Here is a 15849-nt window from a genome sequence, read left to right on the forward strand (position 1 = left end):
ACAATAGGTTGATTGGATATCCTGCGGCGTTTGACGATGATTCCTTCCCGCCCCTATTTTTAGACATCGGCCGGGAAACACCCCGGTTCGCGTCGAGCCGGACGCAAAATATGGGGAGAGGCTGGTGGCAGCCACGATCGACATGAATGCGGTGCACGTGCCGGCCAAGTCCGGGCCGTGGTGGTCGCATCTTTATGTGCAGGTGCTCGCGGCGATCGCCGGCGGCGTGCTGCTCGGCCATTTCTGGCCCGACGTCGGCGTCCAGCTCCAGCCGCTCGGCAAGGGTTTCATCGACCTCGTCAAGATGATCATCGCGCCGGTGATCTTCCTGACCGTTTCGACCGGCATCGCATCGGTCGGCAGCGGCAAGACGCTCGGCCGCCTGACGGCGAAAACCTTCGCCTATTTCCTCTTCTTCTCGACGCTCGCGCTGATCATCGGACTGATCGTCGCCAATGTGGTGCAACCCGGCGCGGGCATGAATATCGACCCGAGCACCCTCGATCCGAACGCCGTTGCCAAGATCGCCGAATATGATGCGAAGGCGCACGACACCTCGCTCGTCGGTTTCCTGCTCGCGATCATCCCCACGACCTTCGTCTCGGCGCTGACCTCGGGTTCGATCCTGCAGGCGCTGTTCGCGGCGATCCTGTTCGGCATCGCGCTGTCGCACACGGGCGCCGCCGGCGCGCAGGTGCTCGGCATGCTCGAAAAGCTTTCGAGCATCTTCTTCACCCTCGTCGGCATGCTGATGCGCTTCGCGCCGATCGGCGCGTTCGGTGCGATGGCTTTCACCATCGGCGAATATGGCGTCGAATCGCTCGTCAATCTCGGCGCGCTGATCGCGACCTTCTATCTGACCTCGATCCTGTTCGTGGTCGTTGTCCTCGGCGGGATGGCGCGGCTCTGCGGCTTTTCGATCTTCCGGCTGATCGCCTATCTCAAGGCCGAGCTATTGCTCGTGCTCGGCACCTCGTCGTCCGAGGCGGCGCTGCCGAGCCTGATGGAAAAGCTCGAGAAAGCGGGCTGCGCCAAATCCGTCGTCGGCATGGTCGTGCCCACGGGCTACAGCTTCAACCTCGACGGCACGAATATCTACATGACGCTCGCGGCGCTGTTCGTCGCGCAGGCGACGGGTATCGACCTCAGCCTCGGCGACCAGGTCGCGCTGCTGCTCGTCGCGATGGTGAGTTCGAAGGGGGCGGCGGGGGTTACCGGCGCGGGCTTCATCACGCTTGCCGCGACGCTGACCGCGGTGCCGACCGTGCCCGTCGCGGGGCTTGCGCTGATCCTCGGCATCGACCGCTTCATGAGCGAGTGCCGCGCGCTGACCAATTTCATCGGCAACGCGCTCGCCGCGATCGTCGTCGCGATGTGGGAAAATGCGCTCGACCGCGATGCGCTGAACCGCGCGCTCAGCGGCGAGCCCGCACCGCTAGCGGCGGCGCCGGTCGAGACCGACAGCGATTGAGACCAACAAGACACAAAAATTCAAACAATAAAATTGGGGAGAATGATGATGAGGCGCAGTTTTGGAACAATGCTTCTGGCGAGCACGGCGATCTGCCTTCTCGCGAGCGCACCCGCGCAGGCGCAGACGGCCGAAACCGGTCCGGCCGCCGAAGCCGCCGATGCCAATGAGCCGCAACCCGATGGCGAAACCGCCGGCGATATCGTTGTCGTCGGCACGCGCATCGAGGGCGCGCGCGTTACCGAGGCGCTACCGGTGGTCGTGGTCAATCAGGACAAGCTCGATGCGATCGGTGCGGTCAGCGGCGACGAGCTGATCCGCAACATCCCGCAGATGGGCGACGTCAGCTTCAACCCCGGCAACAATGCGCAGACCAGCAATGCCGCGCGCGGCGACGTCGGTTCGGTCAACCTCCGCTCGCTAGGGGTTGGCAACACGCTGGTGCTGCTCAACGGCCGCCGCATCGTCACCCACCCTGCGAGCCAGGGCCTGTCGGACACCGGCACCGTGCCCGTGCTCAGCTATAACTCGAACGCGATCCCGACGACGGGGCTGCAGCGGCTCGAAGTTCTGCTCGATGGCGCCGCCGCGCTCTACGGCTCGGATGCCGTCGCGGGCGTCGTCAACACCGTGCTCAAGGACAATTACGACGGGCTGAGGATGCAGGCGCAATATGGCGGCGCCGAAGGCACGCACCTGCGCGAATTCCAGGGCAATATCCTTGCCGGCAAGAGCTTCGACCGCGGCAATATCACCCTCTCGTTCGAATATACCGACCGCTCGGCGCTGCGTGCGGAGGATCAGGATTTCACCGCCTCGGCCAACCTCCGTCCGCTGTTCGCCGACTATCCGGGATTCGCCGACTCGACCACCCCCGACGCGCGCGCGACGCGCGGGGCATGGCCGGCGCTGCAGGTGCCGGTCACCGGCGGCCGACCGCGGCGCGGCACGACGAACCTCACCACCGCGGCGGGTTCCTTCACCGTCCGCCCGACGCGTCTCGGCGGATGCACGCAGGCGCTGACCGCCGACCTCTGCCTCGTGAACACCGCGCTCGCGACGAACAATGCGTTCCGTGATCTGCGCTACGACACGGCGGTCGGAACGACGGTGATGCCGAGCGTGAAGCGCTATAACGCCTTCATCAACGGCCATTACGACCTGACCGACGACCTGACTTTGTTCGGCGAGTTCGGCTATTACCGCTCGAACACGACGCGCATCCAGCCGCCGGTGATCAACCTCAACCAGATCTGGATTCCGGCGAGCAACTATTACAACCCGTTCGGCGCGACGACGATCAATGGCCAGCCCAATCCGAACCGCATTCCGGGGCTCTTCAACGTACCCGCGGCGGGCCTGCCGGTGCTGCTCACCACCTATCGCTTCGTCGATACCGGGCCGCAGGCGGTGAAAGTTTCCGGCGAGCAGCTGCGCGGTCTGATCGGCGTCCGCGGCGAGACCGCGGGCTTCAAATGGGACAGCGCCTTCGTCTATTCCGAAGCTTCGGCGGTCGACAGCAGCCTCGCGGTGCGCAGCTCGGCGCTCCAGCGGAGCCTCGCGCTCGCGACCCCCGACGCGTATAACCCGTTCAACGGCGGCTGCATCGACAGCCTCAGCTCGGGCGACTGCACCCCCAGCTCGCAGGCGGCGATCGACGCGATCACCTTCCAGCTTCGGCGCGCCTCGAAAACCACGCTGACGATGGGCGACTTCCGCGCGTCGCGCGCCGACCTCTTCGCCTTGCCCGGCGGCGACGTCGGCGTCGCCTTCGGCCTCGAAGTGCGACGCGAGACGCAGCGCGACGATCGCGATTCCGCCGTCGACGGATCGAGCCCCTTCGTCGATGCCGTGTCGGGCGCGGTGACGATCAGCGACGCCGCAGCGGTCAGCGACAATCCCGACACCTATGGCAAAAGGACGGTCGCGGCCGGCTATGCCGAACTCGCGGTCCCGCTCATCTCGGAAGAGATGAACATCCCGCTCGTCCGCCGCTTCGACGTACAGCTTGCGGGGCGCTACGAACATTATAGCGATTTCGGCAGCGTCGCGCGGCCGAAGATCGCCGCCGCATGGGATGTCGTCGACGGGTTCCGCCTGCGCGGTTCCTTTTCGCAGGGGTTCCGTGCGCCGAACCTCGAACAGGTCAACGCGGTCGAATATGCGCGCCTTGCGACCAGTCAGGATTTCCTGCGCTGCGAGGTGGACCTGCGTGCGGGCCGGATCGCCAATTTCACCCAGTGCGGGAACAATGTCGGCTATTCGCGCCGCGTTTCGGGCAATCCCGATCTGAAGCCCGAAAAGAGTAGCAACTATAACCTCGGTGCGGTGTTCGAGCCGACCTTCATTCCGGCCGATCTCGGGCGCATGACCTTCACCGTCGACTATTGGTCGATCAAGCAAAAGGGTATCGTCGGCATCCTCGGCAACGACACCGCGGTGGCGCTCGACTATCTGCTGCGCTTGCAGGGATCGTCGAACCCCAATGTCATCCGCGATGCCGCCAACGCCGACGATATCGCCAATTTCGCGGGAACGGGCATCACGCCGGTCGGACGGATCACGACGGTGCGCGACCAGTTCATCAACCTGCAGCCGCAGACCGTCCGCGGGCTCGATTTCGCCTTTTACTGGCAATCGCCGAAGACCGATGTCGGCAAGTTCGATTTCTCGGTCAACGCGACGCGGTTGCTCAAATTCTCGCGTGCGCCGGGCGACGCGGTCGATCAGCTTGTCGCCGCGCGCGAAGCCGGCGACATCAACGCCGCGACGCCGCTGCCCGAGACCCAGAATCTGATCGAGGCCAACGGCCGTCCGAAATGGCGCGGCACCGCCTCGCTCACATGGTCGCTCGGACAGTTCCAGGTCGGCGCGTTCGCGCGCTACACCGGTGCGGTCGACGAAACCGGGTTCGTCGATGCCGACGGCAACCCGTGGCGCGTCAAGTCGCAGCTGACCGGCAATCTCTATGCGCAGGTGCGCATCAAGGATGCAGGCGGCCTTGGCGGCGACATGCGCTGGCGCGTCGGGGTACGCAACATCACGAACGAAAAGCCGCCACTTTCGTCCGAGGGCTATCTGGGGTCGCTCTACAGCCCCTATGGCCGCTATTGGTACACCTCGGTCACCACGGAGTTCTGATATGAAATACGGGCACGGCATCTGGTTTTTGATCGGCGCTGCCGCGCTCGCCGTCGCGCCGGCGGCAACGGCAAAGGAGAGCGCGCCCGCGCCGACCGCCGCCGGCGCGACTTCCTCCGCCCCAACAAAGGCGGCGCCGAAGACGATCCTGTTCATCGGCAACAGCTTTACGCAGGGCGCGCACTCGGCGGCGCGCAACTGGCGCGCGGGGTCGGTCACCGACCTCAACAACGCGGGTTATGGCGGCGTGCCCGCGCTGTTCAAGCTGTTCGCCGAGCAGGCGGGGCTTGACTACCGCGTCAGCCTCGAAACGCAGGGCGGCAAGTCGCTGGGCTTCCACTATGACGAACGGCGTCAGCTTTTCGACCGGTCGTGGGACATCGTCGTGCTGCAGGAATTCAGCACGCTCGACCGCGCCAAGCCCGGCGATCCCGCGGACTATATGCGCAATGTCGGACGGCTCGCCGCGTTGTTCAAGGCGCGCAATCCCGCAGTCGATATCCGCCTCGCCGCGGCATGGACGCGCGCCGATCAGACCTACAAGTCCGGGGGTCATTGGTACGGAAAGCCGGTAACGGCGATGGCCGATGACCTCCGCGCCGCGGCCGACCGCGCGCGATCCGCCAATCCGTCCGTGGCGGGTATCGTGCCGGTCGGCCAGGCATGGAACCGCGCGATCGCGGACGGCGTCGCCGACCCCAATCCCTACGACGGCATCGGTTATGGCCAGCTCGATCTGTGGGCGTACGACCATTATCACGCGAGCGTCGCGGGCTATTATCTGTCGGCTCTCGTGACCTTCGGTGCGATCACGGGCATCGATCCGACGACGCTCGGCGCCAAGGAAAAGGGCGCCGACGAGCTGGGGCTCTCGGACGCGCAGGCGGCCGCGCTGCAACGCGTCGCGCGCGATACGCTCGCGAACGGATAATTGGCCTGCGGGAAAAAGGGAGCGGGACGGGTAAGATGCTCGACTGACTGCCCAGCCACGCATCTCTTGCCTCTTGGCATTTTGTGCTACGCAGGGCCGAGCATGCCAGCAGCGACCGGAGACCCCGATGCCGACGCGCCCCTTCGACTTTCCCAACGCCGCCGGCGACCGCCTGTCGGGCCGGCTCGAACTGCCCGTCGGATCGACCAGGGCGTGGGCATTGATCGCCCACTGCTTCACCTGCGGGAAGGATAACAAGGCCGCGGTGCGGATTTCGCGGCGTCTGGCCGGGGCGGGCATCGGCGTGCTGCGGTTCGATTTCACGGGGCTTGGCGCCAGCGAAGGCGATTTCGGATCGTCGGGTTTCAGCCATAATGTCAAGGACCTGGTCGCCGCTGCCGAAGCGATGACCGCCGCGGGCATGCCTCCGATGCTGCTCGTGGGGCATAGCCTTGGCGGCGCGGCGGTGCTGGCCGCGGCGGGGTCGCTGCCCGGAATCCACGCCGTCGCGACGATTGCCGCGCCGTTCGACGTCGAACATGCGCTCCACCAGTTCGATCCCGCAGGGTTGGCGAAGATCGAGCACGAAGGAAGCGGCGTCGTGGCGATTGGCAGCCGGCCCTTCACCGTCCGCAAGGAGTTCGTTAAAAATCTGCGCGAGCAGGATCAGGGCGCGCGCGTTGCCGCGCTGAAACGGCCCTTGCTGCTCCTCCATGCGCCGCTCGATCAGGTGGTCGGGATCGAGAATGTCACCAGCCTTTATCTCGCGGCCAAGCATCCCAAGAGCTTCGTCTCGCTCGACGGCGCCGATCATCTGCTCAGCAATGCGCGCGACGCCGATTTCGCCGCCGACATGATCTCGGCCTGGGCCGGGCGCTACCTGCCCGCGATGCCGCCGACCGCCGCCAGCCAGTTCGATGCCGAGGCCGAGGAAACACGGCTGGGCAAATTCCAGCTCGCGATGCGGGCAGGGAAGGCGGCCTTCATCGCCGACGAGCCCGAGAGCGCCGGCGGTCTGGGGTCGGGCCCGACGCCCTTCAACCTGCTCTCCGCCGCGCTCGCCGCTTGTACGACGATGACGCTGCGTCTCTATGCCGAGCGCAAGGGATGGCCGGTCGAGCGGATCCGCACCGGCGTGACGCACCGGAAGGACAAGGGCGCCGAGAAACCCGATGTCTTCAGTCGCCGCGTCGAGATCGAGGGCGCGATCGACGAAGCGCAGCATGCCGAACTGCTTGGCGTGGCCGATCGCTGCCCCGTGCACCGTACGCTGGAGACCGGATCGCGCTTCGAGGCGACCGAAGCGGGATGGGCCGATGCCGGCCCGGCCGGAGAGCAAAAGCCCGCTTAGTGCAGGGCGGCGGCGGAACGAACTGCCGCGCCAAGCGTCCAATAGGCGCCCGTCTCTGATGAGGCGGGCGTCCTCGGCTGTTGCGGCCGCGGGGCATGTGCGATCAGGCCGGAGGATCGGATGCAGGCGCTGGAAGGACTCGACGCCAGGCCATCGCACCAACGCCTGTGGGACCGGCACGCCAGCCCGATCTCGATCCTCGTCCTTGGCGGCCTGTTGCTGGCGGCGGGCCTCGGCTTCGCGGGCGGGCAGCCGAGCCCGCCGCGCACGGCCGATCTGGGCGATGCGCGCCTGACGGTGAAAACGCCGACGATCATTCGCAACGGCGAGTTCTTCGAAACCGACATCACTTTGACGGCCGATGTTCCGCTGGGCGATGCGGTGGTGGCGGTGTCTCCCGCGCTCTGGCACGACATGACCGTCAACACGATGATCCCGGCGCCCGCCGAAGAGAGTTTCAAGGACGGCCGCTTTCATTTTTCCTATGGCCCGCTGGACGCCGGCGACAGCCTCCACATCAAGATCGATGGCCAGATCAACCCGCCGCTGTTCGCGGGGACCCGCGGCGATATCGCGGTCTTTGACGGAAGCCGGCGCATCGGCGTGATGCCGCTCCGCATCAAGGTGCTGCCCTGATGGATATCGTGCTTCGCGCCACGGTGATGTTTTTCATCCTGTTCCTGCTGATCCGGCTGCTCGGCAAGCGCGAGCTCGGCCAGATGACGCCGTTCGAATTCGTCGTGCTCGTCGTGCTCGGCGACCTGATCCAGCAGGGCGTGACGCACAACGACTTCAGCCTGACCGGCGCGACGCTTGCGATCTGCACCTTCGCCTTCTGGGCATTGGTGCTCAGCTGGACCGCCTATCTGTTCCCGCGCGCGAAGGACTTGCTCGAAGGCGCACCGCGCGTGATCGTGCGTGACGGCGAAATCGTGCCCGAAAATCTGCGGCGCGACCGGCTGACGCGCGACGAGATCCTGTCCGAAATGCGGCTCGCCGGGATCGGGCGGATGTCCGAGGTCGCGTGGGCGATCCTCGAGCCGCAGGGCAAGATGAGCTTCATCAAGAAGGACGATCAGCCCTCGCCGCAGAAGGATCGCGATGATCCCGCGAACTAATAGATCGGCGCGATCTGCATCTGGGGGAGCGGCCGCGGCGTCCCGTCGCTGAGGTCGGGGCCAAGGTCGTCCCAATCCTCGCCGCGCGCCACCAGGTCGGTGAACAGCGTCTGCGCGGCGTTTTGCGCTTCGGCCGACCGGAATTTATACGAAACCGGCGGCGGCGTTCCCGTGCGGACCGTCGCAAAGGCCGCCTCATACGCCGGGATCGGCGGAACGACCTTCGCGCTGGCGGCGATCCGGATCGTGTAGCGCTGGAGGCCCGAGGCGACGTTCCGCCACCGCACCCAATAATGATTGTCGAAGGAGAATTGGTACAGGCGTTCGCCCGCGACCGTGCCTTTCAGCGAAATGCTGTCCAATATGTCCTGCGACATGTCGAGGTTCATGCCCCCCTCGACCTTGTCGAGCGCGACGTGGACGATCCGGTCGCGTTGGCCGGGCGCGCGCGACTGCAACAGGTCGCGCCAGTTCTGCATCGTGCTGATGATCCCGAACACAAAGCCGGACACCTCGGCCAGCGCGAGCGGCCGCGCGATCGAGCTATAGCTACGTTGCCAGCCGCGATTATTGTGCAGCGGAAGCCACACGGCCGCCTCTGCCTCGTCCCGCGGATTCCGGGGTTCGGGATTCTCGACCTGCGGATCGTCGCTGCTTTGCGGATAGACGAGGTTGATCGCAAATGTCGGCCAGCGCGGCAGCGGCGCGTCGAACAGGTGGAGCGGAAAATTGCTCGAAACGCCGCCGTCGGAAAACCAGCAGATGCGGAAAGCTTCGATCAAGGAGAGCGGCGCCTCGCCGCCGGTAGCGAGGCTGTCGGTGCTCTGGCTTAGCGTCGTCTCCTTGGTGTCCTCGCCGTCATCGAGTGCGTCTCCCTCGGTCTCGCCGCGGAGCGATCGTCTCCCGACCGGTTCGTGAAGCGGCACTGCGCTGATCAGCAGCGGGAAGCTGAGACTCATCCGCATCGCCACCAGTACGGGCATCCGGCCCTTGCCGGGCAGGCGGTAATAATCCTTTTCCCCGACCCGATCGGGCACCCCCGCCATCGCCACCATCGCATCGACGACCGGCTTAGGAAACAGCAGGTCGAATTCTTCGCGCAGAAACCAGAAGGACGCGTCGGTGAAGGGCAGCGTCCGCGGCTCGTGATGCGAGACGCCCGTCGTGATCATTTGCAGCGAGATCGCCGTTTCGGTCCTCGGCTCGCCGGGATAACGCGGCGCGGCCCACAGATCGTCGAACAGCAGCGGTTCGGCGATGTCCTTGCCCGACAAGGATTGCAGGACCTCGTGCAGCCATTCGGTCAGCGCCGGCTTGCCATCCTTCCGCACGCTCAGGCCCGAACAAAGCCCGAGCAGATTGCGCCGCGTGACGCGCGCAACGCGCAAAACAGCGGCTATCGCGGCGCCGAGATAGGCGCAGATCGCCGACGGCAACAGCACGGCGGCAACGCCGGCCGGACCCGCGAGCCAGTACCCGCCCGCAAGGAACAGGCCGAGCAGAAGCAGCGCTTCGAGCGGCGCGATCGCCACCACCGCCACCGCGGCCACCAAGGCCTTGCGCAGCACCCCCGCATTCCCGGCGAGGGTAACGATCAATCGATAGGCATTGCGCCCGCCGCGTGCGGGCTGGAACAGGCCGAAGATGAAACCCTGTGACGAAAGCTGCGCCGCGACGCGTTCGAGACCCGCAAAACCGAGCGTCGAGGGGTAGGGGGCAGTCGATCCTGACGCGACATGCTTGCGGTCGCCCAGCGCCGCCGCTGCGGTGGCCGCCGCCGCAATCGCGCCCGCCGAGGTTCCGCCGATATTCTTGAACCGGAAATCGCGCGCGAGCGCCAGGACGGCGTTGGGATAGACGATGCCGCTTGTGATGCCGCCCTTCATCACCAGATCGCAATAGCGGGTGGCTGCATGGCTCATGTCATCGCTCTCCGGTTGGGCGCGGCTTTTTTCTTTCTTACCCCGGCGGGCCGGTCAAGTCGCTGCTCTTCTTGAGGAATAGGGCCGATCGGACGCACCATATAACGCAATTGCTTATGCTGTGTTGGGGCTGTAATACGGGCGTTGCGCATGAAATGGTTCCGTAAACCCGAAGGCCCCGATCCCACCCTCGCCGTGACGCCGGGTGGTCCGTTCGCCGATATAGCAGCCCAGCCGCCGCCCATTGTGCCCGAGACGCGCGGGCGCAAATGGGTGCGCCGCATTTCGCGCGGCTTTGCGATCTTCTGCGTGGCTTTCATCCTGCTCGTCGGCTGGCTCGCGCTCACCGCACCGCTCTCGAAATCGCTCGAACCGATCGCACCACCGCAGATCACCTTGCTCGCATCCGACGGCACGCCGATCGCGCGCATCGGGGCGATCGTCGACACGCCGGTGAAGGCGGCGGACCTGCCCAAGCACGTCACCGGCGCCTTCCTCGCGATCGAGGACCGGCGCTTCTACACCCACTGGGGTGTCGACCCGCGCAGCATCGCGCGCGCCGTGTGGAGCAACGTCACCGGCGGGCGGACGCAGGGCGGCAGTACGATCACGCAGCAGCTTGCGAAATTCACCTTCCTCACCCCCAAACGCACGCTCGGGCGCAAGGCGCGCGAGGCGCTGATCGCCTTCTGGCTCGAAGCCTGGCTGAGCAAGGACGAGATCCTCGAACGCTATCTGTCGAACGCCTATTTCGGCGACAACACCTATGGGCTGCGCGCCGCCTCGCTCCACTATTTCTATCGCCAGCCCGAGAAATTGACCCCGGCGCAGGCGGCGATGCTCGCGGGGCTCGTGCAGGCGCCGTCGCGCCTCGCGCCGACCAAAAACCCCGACCTCGCCGAAAAGCGCATGAAGCTGGTGCTGAACGCGATGGTCACGACGGGCTATCTCACCGAGCAGGAGCGGCGCGCGCTTCGCACCCCGCGCATCGACGTGCGCAGCCGCAACACGCTGCCGACGGGCACCTATTTCGCTGACTGGGCGCTGCCCGCGGCGCGCAAATTGAGCGACGTCGGCTATTCGCGCCAGACGATCGCGACGACGCTCGACGCGCGGTTGCAGGGCGTCGCGCGCCGCGTGACGGGACGCGCGGGGCTGGGCAAGGCGCAGGTCGCGCTCGTCGCGATGCGCCCGAATGGCGAGGTTGTCGCGATGATCGGCGGCAAGGATTATGCCGCATCGCCCTTCAACCGCGCGACGCAGGCGCGGCGCCAGCCGGGCTCGACCTTCAAGCTGTTCGTCTATCTCGCCGCGCTCCGCGCCGGCTGGGACCCCGACGACATGATCGACAACAGCCCGATCGAGACCGGCTCCTATCGCCCCAAAAATTCGGGCGGCGCCTATTCGAAGGAAATCAGCCTCGAAGACGCCTTCGCCTCGTCGAGCAATGTCGCCTCGGTGCGCCTGCTCCGCGAGGTTGGCGACGACAAGGTCATCGACATGGCGCGCGACCTCGGCGTCACCGCGCCGATGGCCAAGGGCGACCCCAGCCTCGCGCTCGGCACGTCGAGCATGACCTTGCTCGAACTCACCGCGGCTTATGCCGCGGTCGCGGCGAACAGCTATCCGGTCGAGCCGCACGCGTTCGAGGCCGACGAAAAGGGCTGGTTCGAGAATCTGATCTCGGGCCCGTCGAGTTTCGGGTCGCGCGAGCATGAGGACATCGAACAAATGCTGCGCGCCGCGGTCAATCGCGGCACCGGCCGCGCCGCGCGCCTGCCGCAGGCCAATTTCGGCAAGACGGGCACCAGTCAGGACAATCGCGACGCGCTGTTCGTCGGCTACGCCAACGGGCTCGTCGTTGGTGTGTGGATCGGCAACGACGACAATACGCCGCTGCAGGGCATTTCTGGCGGCGGGCTGCCGGCGCGTATCTGGCGCGATTTCATGACCGAGGCATCGGGCAAGAAGGCGGCGCCGCGACCGAAGAAGGTGGTCGATCCGACCGGCCCCGTCGAACCGCTCGATATTCCCGACATCGGCGACATCCCGATCGGCGACCGGACGCGCATCGGCATCGAGGGCAATGATGCGGTCATCACGACCGAAATCAACGGCAGCCGGATCGACCTGCGCCTGCCGATGTCGGAGGGGCGTCCGACGATTCAGGAAGGGCGCCCGCCGCCCGAGGCCGCCACCGCGCCGCCACCCGGATAGGCAACGCCGCCCGCGGGGATCAGTCCGCCGGCAGGATATCGAACGCCGCGGTTGCCATCACCTGCCCGTTGACGATCAACTCGACCTCGTGCCGCCCCGGATAATGGCGGCGGGTGGTAAAGTCGCGGATTGTCTGGCTGATGCCCAGCGGCACGGACTCGCCAGCCGCAAGTTCGAAGCTTTTCAGCTTGAACACCTTGGCGGCGCTCTTGCCGCCCGCGCGCGCATAATGGACGCGATAATCGACCACGAGCCGCTGATTTTCGGATGAATCCGATGCAAGGCTGGCCGTTATGGCAATCCGGTCGCCAAGATGGACGGCCGGCGGGGCAATGCTGAAATCGCGCACGCTTACTGCCGCGCCATGGCCGACCCCAATCAGCGCGAGCGCGGCGGGATCGCCCTTCTTGATCAGCGTGCGGAGCGCGTGGCGGACGATCCAGACGGTGCGCGCGTCATCCTGCGGCCACTCGGCAAGGCGGTCCAGCAGCCAGTCGGGCCGATCCTTGGCGATATCGTTCAGATGGTTCGCGACCGATTTACGGACGTACAGGCTCGGATCGGCTTTCAACATTTCGAGGATCGGCGCCGCCAGCGTCGGGTCGGCCTTCAGCGCCGGGACGCGCGCAGCCCACGGCAGGCGCGGGCGTGCGCCTTCGCTCGCGAGCCGGCGGACATGCTCGTCCTCGCTGCTGGCCCATCGCATCATGACGGCCAGCGCACGCGGTGTATCCGCCGCCAGAAACGGGCGGATCGCAAACTCGGCTGTGCCGAAGCGCGTCAGGTCGGCGAGCGCGTCCATCGACCGGTCGAAATCATCGAGGCCATAGCGCGCGACATATTCGGTGACCGCCATCGCCTGAAACCCATGGGTGAACCGCGGCGCCATCGCGCGGACGACATCGAGCGCCGCCGGGTAATCGCCGGGCAGCGCGGCACGGAGCGCGTCGGCGATATGGCGCACGCGCTCCATGATCGACAGCGCATCGAGCCCGTCCGACGCCGCGGACAAAAAGGCGGCGCGATCGAAATGTCGCGACGCCGTCACCCCCGCATCGCCGATCGTCTGCAGTGCTTGCGGGCCCAGAATATCTTTGAGCAGGGCAGGGGTTTCTTGAGTCATTGCGGCTTTCCGGGTTTCAGGCGCGCGCGTTGGCGCGCGGTTCGGCGCCGACATAGCAACGCCGGTACTCGGACCGGAATGATTTTCGTCTCCTGGGCTTCGCATACCTTCCACGCCCTCCTCCTTGCCCGTTTTTATTTCATTCACACTCGTGAGAGTGAATATTGACTCGCCGTCGAACCGCTGCCATGAATGCGCCATGCCGGCGATCGAGCGGCGACTTTTGGGAGAGGGCAAGATGAGGGTTCAGCTGTTTGCGTCCGTATGCGCGGGCGCGCTTTTCGCAATCCCGGCGGGCGCCGCCGCGCAGGATGCGGCCGAAACCGCTCCGCAGGCCGATGAGGCGTCGGGCGGCAATGACATCATCGTCACCGCAACGCGCCGCGCTGAACGCATTCAGGACGTGCCGATCAGCATCTCGGCCTTTTCGCAGGAAGAGCTGACCGAAAAGGGCATCGTCGGCTACGAAGGCATCGGGCGCGAGACACCGGGCGTCGTGCTCAACAAGCCGACCGCGAACTTCAACAATTTCACCGCGCGCGGCATCGCGACCAATGGCTATAACGCCAATCTGCAAAGCTCGGTCGCCATCTATATCGACGAGCTTCCGGTCTCGACGATCGGCAACACGACCGTCGTCGACCCGAACCTGTTCGACGTCGAGCGCGTCGAATTCCTGCGCGGGCCGCAGGGGACGTTGTTCGGCTCGGGCTCGCTGTCGGGTGCGATGCGCATCCTGCAGAAAAGCCCCGACCTCAACGATTTCGACGTCTCGGCGCTCGTCGATATTGGGCTGACCGGATCGGATTCGATCCGCCAGCGCTATAATGCGATGGTCAATGTCCCGCTGGTCGAGGACAAGCTCGCGCTGCGCGTCGTCGGCTTCTACCGCGACGAGGAAGGCTATCTCGACAATGTCGGGACGGGCGTGAAGAATTCGAACACGCTGATCGATTATGGCGGCCGCGCGACCCTGCTGTGGCGTCCCACCGATCGCCTCTCGATCAAGCTGCTCGGCTCCTATGAATATAGCAATCCCAAGGACTCGTCGCTGACCAGCCCGTCGCTCGGCCGCAACAAACGCGTCTCGGACGAGCCCGACCGCTTTACCGGCAAGCAGCTGATCGCCAATGCGACGATCGACTATGAATTCGACTTCGCCAAGCTCACCAGCTCGTCGACCTATTCGGATTTCGAGCAGCGTTTCTATGTCGATCTCGCCGGCACGTTCCAGCCCGGTTCCTTCGCCGGTGCGCCGATCGCCTTCGGTCTCGACGCCGATGGCTATGACAAGGTGTTCGTGCAGGAAACACGCCTCGCATCGACGCTCGACGGCCCGTTCCAGTTCGTGATCGGCGGCTTCTATCTCGATCGCCGCCGCGATGTCGATTATTTCTACCGCTCGAACCCCGCGTTTCTGGCCGAGCGCAACATGACGGGTCTGCCCGACAAATATTATCAGAAGCAATATACCCATTCGCTCAGCAAGGAACTCGCGGGCTTCGGCGAGTTGACCTATCGTTTCTCGGACAATTTCTGGCTGACGGGCGGCATGCGCTATGGCGAGACCTCGGCGCAGGGCTTTACCGAGGCGGGCGGCTATCTCGCGACCGCGCCGGGCTTCTTCAATCTCAACTATCTTCAAGCGGCTCTTGCCGGACTGAAAGGTCCCACGGGGGCTTATCTCCCGGTCAATTTCACGACGTTCACGCCCTATGCCGCGGTCACTGGCTTGAAAGCGAAGGGATCGAAACCGTCGTGGAAGGCGAGCGCGACCTTCAAGCCGAGCGAGACGCTCACCACCTATGCGACCTTCTCGACTGGTTTTCGTGCGCCGATCGTCAACGCCTTTGCCGGTCGGCCCAGCGTCGTCGATGCCAACGACATCGTCATTCCCTTCGGTGCGACATCGGACAGTCTCGAAAGCTATGAGGTCGGCGCGAAGGGGCGCTGGCTGGGTGGGCGCGTCAGCATCAACGCCGCTTTCTACCTGATCGACTGGAGCAACATCCAGGCGCAGGCGAACCGCGTGTCGGACTCGGTACAGTTCGCGACCAACATCGGCGCGGCGCGCAGCAAGGGCTTTGAGTTCGAGGTCAATGTGATCCCGGCGACCGGAGTGTCGATCGGCTTCAACGGCGCCTACAACGATTCCAAGATCACCAAGCTGTCGCCCGCGGAGGCGGCGATTTCGGGCGCGGTGCTCGGCCACCGCCTGTCGGCACCGCGTATCCAGGGCTCGGCCTATATGTCGTACAGCTTCAAGCTCGCTACCGACGTCGACGCGATGCTGGCGGTGAATGCGCAGCATATCGGCGCGTATAACAGCAGCTTCCCGAACACTCCGGGCGCGCCGAACGTGCCGCTCGCGACGTTCGGAAAGACCGACGCCTACAGCAACGTGAATGTCAGCTTCGGTTTGAAGAAGGGCGATATTTCGGCGCAGCTCTATGTCGAAAATCTCTTCGACGATCATTCGATCACCTACATCCACCCCGAAGCCTTCCTGAACAGCCGCTTCGGGACGATGCGCCCGCGTACCTTCGGCATTCGCCTCGGCTACGGGCTCTAAGCG

The 15849-nt window shown here is 65.4% G+C and carries 10 protein-coding genes; 8 read left to right on the top strand and 2 right to left on the bottom strand.

Going from position 1 to position 15849, the window contains the following annotated elements; genetic code table 11:
• Positions 1–142 precede the first annotated feature (142 nt).
• The 6 genes from J2X38_RS07445 (at position 143) to J2X38_RS07470 (ending at position 8012) form a co-directional block, all read left to right on the top strand.
• Entirely contained in the window at positions 143–1471 is a 1329-nt protein-coding gene (locus J2X38_RS07445) for a dicarboxylate/amino acid:cation symporter (protein ID WP_310254815.1), read from the top strand.
• Positions 1472–1519: 48 nt separating this feature from the next.
• Positions 1520–4612 carry a TonB-dependent receptor domain-containing protein gene (locus J2X38_RS07450; protein WP_310252817.1) on the top strand — a complete coding sequence of 1031 codons (3093 nt, stop codon included), beginning with the start codon at positions 1520–1522 and terminating at the stop codon, positions 4610–4612.
• A 1-nt stretch (position 4613) separates the two neighbouring features.
• Positions 4614–5543, top strand: coding sequence for a DUF4886 domain-containing protein (locus J2X38_RS07455; RefSeq protein ID WP_310252819.1), 930 nt, complete (start codon positions 4614–4616; stop codon positions 5541–5543).
• 127 nt (positions 5544–5670) lie between these two features.
• A complete protein-coding gene (locus tag J2X38_RS07460; RefSeq protein ID WP_310252820.1) occupies positions 5671–6894 on the top strand; it encodes an alpha/beta fold hydrolase in 1224 nt (407 codons plus the stop codon).
• Between the two features lie 120 nt (positions 6895–7014).
• The gene (locus J2X38_RS07465; RefSeq protein WP_310252822.1) at positions 7015–7530 is read left to right on the top strand and encodes a hypothetical protein; all 516 of its coding nucleotides are present in this window, start codon (positions 7015–7017) and stop codon (positions 7528–7530) included.
• Positions 7530–8012: a YetF domain-containing protein gene (locus J2X38_RS07470; protein ID WP_310252823.1), complete on the top strand. Its 483-nt coding sequence runs from the start codon at positions 7530–7532 to the stop codon at positions 8010–8012. Before J2X38_RS07465 ends, J2X38_RS07470 begins: the two co-directional genes overlap by 1 nt.
• On the opposite strand, the gene J2X38_RS07475 is transcribed toward J2X38_RS07470, so the two are convergent.
• Positions 8009–9934 (bottom strand): patatin-like phospholipase family protein, encoded by a 1926-nt coding sequence (locus tag J2X38_RS07475; RefSeq protein WP_310252825.1) that lies wholly within the window; start codon positions 9932–9934, stop codon positions 8009–8011. The two genes, J2X38_RS07470 and J2X38_RS07475, sit on opposite strands and share 4 nt — an antisense overlap.
• A gap of 150 nt (positions 9935–10084) precedes the next feature.
• On the opposite strand from J2X38_RS07475, the gene J2X38_RS07480 reads away from it, so the two are divergent.
• Positions 10085–12151 carry a transglycosylase domain-containing protein gene (locus J2X38_RS07480; RefSeq protein WP_310252827.1) on the top strand — a complete coding sequence of 689 codons (2067 nt, stop codon included), beginning with the start codon at positions 10085–10087 and terminating at the stop codon, positions 12149–12151.
• Positions 12152–12170: 19 nt separating this feature from the next.
• Here J2X38_RS07480 and J2X38_RS07485 read toward each other — a convergent pair whose 3' ends face one another.
• Complete coding sequence (locus J2X38_RS07485) at positions 12171–13274, bottom strand: DNA alkylation repair protein (protein ID WP_310252829.1); 1104 nt, start codon at positions 13272–13274, stop codon at positions 12171–12173.
• Between the two features lie 238 nt (positions 13275–13512).
• Here J2X38_RS07485 and J2X38_RS07490 point away from each other — a divergent pair, with 238 nt between their 5' ends.
• Positions 13513–15846: a TonB-dependent receptor gene (locus J2X38_RS07490; RefSeq protein WP_310252831.1), complete on the top strand. Its 2334-nt coding sequence runs from the start codon at positions 13513–13515 to the stop codon at positions 15844–15846.
• The last annotated feature ends 3 nt before the right edge of the window (positions 15847–15849 follow it).

The organism is Sphingopyxis sp. BE235 (assembly GCF_031457175.1).
GTDB lineage: Bacteria > Pseudomonadota > Alphaproteobacteria > Sphingomonadales > Sphingomonadaceae > Sphingopyxis.

Excerpts from the sequence above, each read along its gene's own strand:
- J2X38_RS07445 (WP_310254815.1), top strand. The coding sequence starts at position 143 with ATGAATGCGGTGCACGTGCCGGCCAAGTCCGGGCCGTGGTGGTCGCAT.
- J2X38_RS07450 (WP_310252817.1), top strand. The coding sequence starts at position 1,520 with ATGAGGCGCAGTTTTGGAACAATGCTTCTGGCGAGCACGGCGATCTGC.
- J2X38_RS07455 (WP_310252819.1), top strand. The coding sequence starts at position 4,614 with ATGAAATACGGGCACGGCATCTGGTTTTTGATCGGCGCTGCCGCGCTC.
- J2X38_RS07460 (WP_310252820.1), top strand. The coding sequence starts at position 5,671 with ATGCCGACGCGCCCCTTCGACTTTCCCAACGCCGCCGGCGACCGCCTG.
- J2X38_RS07465 (WP_310252822.1), top strand. The coding sequence starts at position 7,015 with ATGCAGGCGCTGGAAGGACTCGACGCCAGGCCATCGCACCAACGCCTG.
- J2X38_RS07470 (WP_310252823.1), top strand. The coding sequence starts at position 7,530 with ATGGATATCGTGCTTCGCGCCACGGTGATGTTTTTCATCCTGTTCCTG.
- J2X38_RS07475 (WP_310252825.1), bottom strand. The coding sequence starts at position 9,934 with ATGAGCCATGCAGCCACCCGCTATTGCGATCTGGTGATGAAGGGCGGC.
- J2X38_RS07480 (WP_310252827.1), top strand. The coding sequence starts at position 10,085 with ATGAAATGGTTCCGTAAACCCGAAGGCCCCGATCCCACCCTCGCCGTG.
- J2X38_RS07485 (WP_310252829.1), bottom strand. The coding sequence starts at position 13,274 with ATGACTCAAGAAACCCCTGCCCTGCTCAAAGATATTCTGGGCCCGCAA.
- J2X38_RS07490 (WP_310252831.1), top strand. The coding sequence starts at position 13,513 with ATGAGGGTTCAGCTGTTTGCGTCCGTATGCGCGGGCGCGCTTTTCGCA.